The following is a 6,850-nucleotide window of genomic DNA, read 5'->3' as shown; positions in this document are numbered from 1 at the left end:
GGTCATCAGAGTGGTGTCTCTAGTGTGAGTTGGAGTCCCGACGGTCAAACTCTAGCTACTGGAAGTGAGGACAACACGGTGAAACTCTGGCATAAACAAGGCAAATTCCTGCAAACTCTTAGTGGTCATCAGAAATATGTCTTGGGTGTGAGTTGGAGTCCCGACGGTCAAATTCTGGCTTCTGCAAGTATTGACAAGACGGTGAAACTCTGGGGTAAAGGAGGCAAACTCCTCTTCACTCTTAGCGGTCATCAAGAATCTGTCTCGGGTGTGAGTTGGAGTCCCGACGGTCAAACTCTAGCTACTGCAAGTCGTGACAAGACGGTGAAACTCTGGAATAAAGGAGGCAAACTCCTCTTCACTCTTAGCGGTCATCAAGAATCTGTCTCGGGTGTGAGTTGGAGTCCCGACGGTCAAACTCTAGCTACTGCAAGTCGTGACAAGACGGTGAAACTCTGGAGTAAACAAGGCAAACTCCTCTTCACTCTTAGCGGTCATCAAGAATATGTCTCGGGTGTGAGTTGGAGTCCCGACGGTCAAACTCTGGCAACTGCAAGTGGAGACAAGACGGTGAAACTCTGGAGTAAACAAGGCAAACTCCTCTTCACTCTTAGGGGTCATCAAAAAGAGGTCTGGAGAGTGAGTTGGAGTCCTGACGGTCAAACTCTGGCAACTGCAAGTGGAGACAAGACGGTGAAACTCTGGAGTAAACAAGGCAAACTCCTGTTCACTCTTAGTGGTCATCAGAGTATTGTCAATAGTGTGAGTTGGAGTCCCGACGGTCAAACTCTGGCAACTGCAGGAAGTTTTGACAAGACGGTGAAACTCTGGAGTAAACAAGGCAAACTCCTGCAAACTCTTCGTGGTCATCAGAGTGGTGTCAATAATGTGAGTTGGAGTCCCGACGGTCAAACCCTGGCAAGTGGAGGTAATGACAATACCGTGAAACTGTGGAGTAAACAGGGGAAACTCCTGCAAACTCTTAGCGGTCATCAGAGTTTTTTGCTTTATGACTATAGTATGAGTTGGAGTCCCGACAGTCAAACTCTGGCAAGTGGAGGTACTGACAATACCGTGAAACTGTGGACAGTCGATAATAACTTAGAAAAGAGTATGTCAGAAGGCTGTAATTGGGTCAGCGATTATCTGAAAACCAATCCTAATGTCACAAAAGACGATAAACAAATGTGCGCCAGCTACCTAACCAACCAGTAGAAGGGGAAAACAAAAAGTAGATTTCTTAAACTTTTCCCTACTCCTAACTCAAACCCCACTCTTTTTCACCACCACTTCCACCTTTTCCGTCGTTCATTCCTCACTCGCATCAGTCACAACCCTAATATTTCGCTGCCGCGAATATTTATCCACAACTGCCGCCAGCAATTGTTCCAAGGCATTCCTCGGTGTTTGCTGGCCCAATCCTTTCCGAGATTAATCTAACGCTGGCAACTCCAATAATTCAAAATTCGTTTCATCCACAGTCGCAAATACTTTAATGACATCCACCCCTTCCTGATAATTTTCTGGCAATTCGTTCGCTATCAAATCGTATTATTAAATCTTGCTATTTAATTTTCACTTTTGTAGTTAGGCGAGGTTTGGGGAGTTCAAAAGGCGGTAGGAGCTAACTCTGAGGGATATTGCACTGATGTCCCTTGGAATATAAAGTGTAAAACTCCTGGAGTGCTGACATTTGTTCTCTCAATCTAGATATCTCTACATCCAAGGGAGGGAGTAGTTTCTCAAGGTGGCGAACCTCACTAAACCACAGTCGTAACTCGGGTTTGAGAGTTGCATAGAGCGTTTCGGGACACGAGAGTAATATTGCTGTTATTATCTCTGCTACGAATGGCTGTTGCGATCGCCACTTCCCTACAACAGACATTGCATCCGACTCATCGCTTGACAAGCATTGGTGAACAATATCAAACAGTGAATTTAACTGAATAGCTGCCCGTAATTTCTCAAGTGTCTCTGCTGTCTCTGACGAGGTATGCACCATAGTTGTGAATTCAACAGTCCAATGGTGCAGGATGGTACTGACAAATGAAGCAATTGAATCAGGTTGCTCTTTTCTCAGAATGTCTGGGAGTATTTCTGCAAAGTAAGTAGCAACACTACGCCACTGATGTAAATCAAAAGCAATATGAAAAAAGGTTTCTGGCAACCCTTCACTCTTCTGCAATAAAATATAACCTCGACATTGATTAGTGACCGGATCGACAGGTTCAAACGCTTGCCATAACAAAGGTAGAGAAACCCAGTGAGGTGGATATTTGAAACGCGCAACATCCAGCAGAAGAACTAGATCCCGCTGTGGATGATAGCCACCAATTGGTGAAAAGTGACCATCACCCGTTTGTCCCAATACCTTTCGGCTGTAGGAAACAACTAGATGAATATCACCTGACGCCGCAGTCACCTCCTCAACTGCTTGCCGAAAGTTTTCCAAGCTGCTTTGGTGGTAACGGTTAGGTTTTACAACAGCACCGTTGCAACGTGCGATACAGACAAACTCATCAAAGGTGATACCGTTTTCTTTAATGACTGAAAGAGGTAAGCAACAATCTAAAAATTCCTCTCCATACCATCTCCACACCCCTTTCCAAATGCGACCCGGATCGATGGATAAGGCATTAAGAACAACAACTAAACTACCCAATCCACAAAAAGCGGGTTCTGCTTGAGTATGAAACTGTTCGGCTAGAGCAAAATACCCTTCCATACCTCCCAATGCCAACGCTTCTCGAAATATTTGCTTTCCCTCTACCGAGGAAAAGGCAATAGCAGAATCGGGGAGTGAACGACGATAAAACCCTTGAGCAGACATTGAGTGTTTTAACCCTGATTGCTTATGGTGCTAATAGATATTATGCAAAATCGTCACATTGATAATGATGAATGCACTTATCTACTCTTTTTTTTCCATTTTAGCAATAAAACACTGCGGAGGTTTGACTTTCTGGGTGCAAATTTAAAAAACGCGACCATTTGCGACAGAAGGCTAGACATCAAGCTGATGAAAAAAATCGGAAATTTGCCACAGATTGAGCGGTATGCAGCTCGGCTTAATCTCACATCTTAGACCCTTCTCAAGAACAGGCAAGATGCCTGTTCCACAATAAATTTCACTTTTTGTGGAACAGGCATCTTGCCTGTTCATAAAAAGCTTCTTGAAAATGGTGCAACATCTCAGATAAATCAAGCTTTTCTGAATATCCTCAATCACGCGATCGATGTTTTAGAAGAGTCCGCTCAACAGTTGTAAGAGTTGCAATCAATCAAATTTAAACCGATGATTGGGATTGGCACTGAGGGATCGATGCTCAGGGGATTTATATTGAGGTGGCTGATAACGATATGGGAATTAGCAAATATCTCACAGCGCAACTTTCTGCTTCCTTGTTGGTTGGCAGAACCAGGCATATCGTCAATAATTACTCTCAGATATCGGATAATTTTAGAGCCAAAAAAATGAGATTTAAAGTGTTTTTAGCAACCTGGTAAAGGTACTAAATTTCGCATAGAACTTCCGCTGTGGCACAGTTAATTAATAGTATTTACAGTGGGTGAGGCGGGTTTTTGAGGTTGTTGGTTTGAGTCAGAAATTGTTTTAAAGCGCCCCTACAATGACTGCACAAAATTTGTCAACTGAGTTCGGGAATGAGCCTAGAATTGATTTCGCTGCTAATTTTGTACTCGCACTGCTGTTGCAGGGGACACTCGCCGCAGCGGGGGTTTCTTGCAGTGCAAACTGCCGCCCCGAAGTCCAGCAAACCCAAATTCCAGGGCCCGACTTGCTGTTTGGGAGCGACTCGTTCTGCGGCTTCCCAAAGTTCGGGCGATCGCGATTTTACCTTACCGCCGTCAATCCCAAAAAAACGCTGTAAAATCCGAGCAACATTCGTATCGAGCACAGCTTTTGGCTGTCCGAAAGCATTAGCGCAAACCGATCTCGCAATGTACTTGCCAACTCCGGGAAGTTCCAGCAACTGAGCTTCCGTGCGGGGAACATTTCCCTGATAATTTTCTAAGATAACCAGCACCGATTCCCGCAGCTTTTGCGCCCGAAAAAAAAGACCCAAAGGCTGCAACAAACTAGCAACTTCCGCAGCAGGCGCGGCCGCTAAATCCGAGAGAGTCGGATATCGATCGACAAATTCTTGATAAATCGGAGCCACTGTAGCGGCAGTAGTCTTTTGCAGCAACAACTCCGCCACCAAAATCGCGTAGGGGTCGCAGGTGCGCCGCCAAGGAAAATCACGGAAATTCTGCCGGGCCCAAGCTTTCAGCCGGCGTTGAAACCACCGGATTTTAGCAGCGTCTAAATGCTTTGACCCAGGCTCAATATCGGAAGAAAAAACAACGGTATTTAAGGCAGGCATTTGATTGGTACTTTTGATGACTTGCCAAGTTTATATCTCTATATTAGCAGATTTAAATAATTTGTAAAATTATATTTTTAGGCTCTCTTCCTCTGCGTACTCTGCGTACTCTGCGGTTTATAAAAAAAATCTTATTAACAACCAGATAGACCCAGAAACCTAGAAACAACGTTGATTTCAAATATTGGAAGAATGTAAAATTTTGTATATTAAAGAACAAAAGTGCCAGAGAATAGACGATAGTTGATATTCAACAGATTTTTTTCGATAGTCCGCAAAAACAAATTTTTAATCAGGTAATAAAATGGTAGTAGCAGCACCTGTTCAATCCGGCAGTCAGTCGATTTTTCAATCTCGCTACGACAACTTTATCGGCGGGCAGTGGGTGCCACCGGTGAAAGGAAAATACTCGGAAAACCTTTCTCCAATTACAGGAAAATCAATTTGTCAAGTTCCCCGATCGAGCGCGGAGGATGTAGAATTGGCACTGGATGCCGCCCACGCCGCGAAAGACAAGTGGGGTAAGACTTCCCCAGCCGATAGGGCGCGGGTTTTACACAAAATAGCCGATCGCATCGAAGAAAACCTCGATCGCCTCGCCATCGCCGAAACCTGGGACAACGGCAAACCAATTCGCGAAACCCGCCTCGCAGACATACCGCTGGCGATCGACCATTTCCGCTACTTTGCAAGCTGCATCCGAGCTCAAGAAGGGTCGATCGGCGAACTCGACGGAACCACCGTCGCCTACCACTTCCACGAACCCCTAGGCGTCATCGGACAAATCATCCCCTGGAACTTCCCGATATTAATGGCCGCCTGGAAACTCGCCCCAGCCCTCGCCGCCGGCAACTGCGTCGTCCTCAAACCAGCAGGCCCCACCCCCGCCTCAATCTTGGTACTGATGGAAATTATCGCCGACTTAGTACCAGACGGCGCAATCAACGTCATAAACGGGCCAGGCGCCGAAATCGGCAAAACCCTGGCCACCAGTCCCCGGATTGCCAAAGTCGCCTTCACCGGCGAAACCACCACCGGCAGGCTAATCATGCAATACGCCTCCCAAAATGTCATCCCCGTCACCCTAGAATTAGGCGGCAAATCCCCCAACATTTTCTTTGAAGATATCTGCGCCCAAGACGACGAATTCCTCGACAAAGCAGTCGAAGGATTAGTCATGTTTGCCTTCAATCAAGGCGAAGTGTGCACCTGTCCCTCCCGCGCCTTAATTCAGGAGTCAATCTACGATCGATTCATGGAAAGGGCGATCGATCGCATCCGTCAAATCAAACAAGACAACCCCTTAGATCCGACAACCGCCCTCGGCGGGCAAGTCTCCGTCAACCAGATGGAAAAAATCGCCGAATACGTCAAAATCGGTCACGCCGAAGGCGCAGAATGTCTTATTGGCGGCGAAAGAAACATCTTATCCGGCGACTTGCAAGACGGCTATTATTTCCAGCCGACAGTCTTCAAAGGAAACAACAAAATGCGAATTTTCCAAGAAGAAATCTTCGGCCCAGTATTAGCAGTCACCACCTTCAAAGACGAAGCCGAAGCATTAGAAATTGCCAACGATACTCTCTACGGTTTAGGTGCAGGAGTTTGGACTCGCGACATCAACACCGCCTACCGCATGGGTCGCGCCGTTCAAGCAGGCCGCGTGTGGACAAACTGCTATCACCTCTATCCGGCCCACGCAGCATTCGGCGGCTACAAATCATCGGGAATCGGTCGCGAAAATCACAAAATGATGTTAGATCACTACCAGCAAACTAAGAATTTGTTAATCAGCTACAGCCCCAAAGCATTAGGTTTTTTCTAAAGTTTTCACTCCTTGGTTTGTAGTGAGGGCTCAAGTCCTTCAAGTATTAAATTCTGTCAGGAACAGGCAAGATGCCTGTTCCACAAAGAGTGAATTTTCTGCTTGTGGGGTGGGCATACCGCCCGCCCAAAAATACAATTTAGATGCCCGACAGCTTACTACAAACTCATAATAATAACTAGACATTCTTCTAAACAGACTGCAATGGAAACTGCAAAAGTCACGGCAACAGAAGCGGCTTTAAAATTAATCAACTATCTCAAAACTCAACATGGAGAATTGATGTTTCACCAATCCGGCGGCTGCTGCGACGGTAGTTCCCCCATGTGCTTTCCCAATGGCGAATTGATAATCGGTGATGGTGACGTATTGCTGGGGGAAATAGGGGGTTGTCCCTTTTATATTGCAGCGCAGCAATACAAATATTGGCAGCACACGCAGTTAATTATAGACGTGGCATCGGGGCCCGGAGGCAGCGATTTTTCCCTGGAAGGGCCGGATGGAGAGCGTTTTATTACTCGTTCCCGGTTGTTTGTTAATGCTGATTAACTCGGCGTTCCCTAATATAGCAATCCTATATGAATTGTGAAAAGGCATCAAATCTTTTCAAGTTAGGAAAATTGAAAAGATTATATTTAGC

5 protein-coding genes are annotated in these 6,850 nt (G+C 45.9%); 3 read left to right on the top strand and 2 right to left on the bottom strand.

The window, feature by feature from the left end:
- The coding region (locus QUA62_RS13230) for a WD40 repeat domain-containing protein (RefSeq protein ID WP_333404531.1) at positions 1 to 1,215 on the top strand (1,215 nt) is incomplete at its 5' end.
- Between the two features lie 409 nt (positions 1,216 to 1,624).
- Here the strand turns inward: QUA62_RS13230 and QUA62_RS13225 are convergent.
- Positions 1,625 to 2,830 (bottom strand): phytochelatin synthase family protein, encoded by a 1,206-nt coding sequence (locus QUA62_RS13225; protein WP_333404529.1) that lies wholly within the window; start codon positions 2,828 to 2,830, stop codon positions 1,625 to 1,627.
- An 817-nt stretch (positions 2,831 to 3,647) separates the two neighbouring features.
- A complete protein-coding gene (locus QUA62_RS13220; protein ID WP_333404527.1) occupies positions 3,648 to 4,385 on the bottom strand; it encodes an A/G-specific adenine glycosylase in 738 nt (245 codons plus the stop codon).
- 304 nt (positions 4,386 to 4,689) lie between these two features.
- On the opposite strand from QUA62_RS13220, the gene exaC reads away from it, so the two are divergent.
- Both exaC and QUA62_RS13210 read left to right on the top strand, forming a co-directional pair.
- Positions 4,690 to 6,210 carry an acetaldehyde dehydrogenase ExaC gene (gene exaC, locus QUA62_RS13215; protein WP_333404526.1) on the top strand — a complete coding sequence of 507 codons (1,521 nt, stop codon included), beginning with the start codon at positions 4,690 to 4,692 and terminating at the stop codon, positions 6,208 to 6,210.
- Positions 6,211 to 6,414: 204 nt separating this feature from the next.
- Complete coding sequence (locus QUA62_RS13210) at positions 6,415 to 6,759, top strand: DUF779 domain-containing protein (RefSeq protein WP_333404524.1); 345 nt, start codon at positions 6,415 to 6,417, stop codon at positions 6,757 to 6,759.
- Positions 6,760 to 6,850 lie beyond the last annotated feature (91 nt).

This window comes from Microcoleus sp. MON1_C1, assembly GCF_036701945.1.
Lineage (GTDB): Bacteria > Cyanobacteriota > Cyanobacteriia > Cyanobacteriales > Microcoleaceae > Microcoleus.
Note: the sequence above shows the minus strand (reverse complement) of the source record. Positions and strands in the feature narration are given on the sequence as shown.